The sequence below is a fragment of the Komagataeibacter intermedius TF2 genome, from assembly GCF_000964425.1.
GTDB lineage: Bacteria > Pseudomonadota > Alphaproteobacteria > Acetobacterales > Acetobacteraceae > Komagataeibacter > Komagataeibacter intermedius.
The window spans coordinates 1-251 of record NZ_BANF01000267.1 but is presented as its reverse complement, the minus strand read 5'-3'; the positions used below and the strand labels follow the sequence as shown (position 1 = coordinate 251).

Below are 251 nucleotides of genomic sequence, written 5' to 3'. Positions count from 1 at the left end.
AATCATCTGCCGCCTCTGATCACGCCCAACCGAGCAGAGGCATCGCGTAAAAAATCCCGTTCCACGAGAAGCTCGCCTATCTTCGCGTGCAGTTTCTCCACATCAGCAGGGCTGACCGGGGGCTCAGACACCGTCTTCCCGGAAAAGGTCGCCGCCATCCCCTCGATCGCCTGCCGTTTCCACTGGGCGATCATCGTCTGATGCACCCCATGTTTCGAAGCCAGTTCCGCCAGCGTCAGTTCCCCACGGAT

Annotated in this window: 1 pseudogene; it reads right to left on the bottom strand. The window is 59.8% G+C overall.

From position 1 onward, the window contains the following. Positions 1 to 251, bottom strand: a pseudogene (locus tag B7449_RS16850) (IS3 family transposase); the annotation flags it as partial.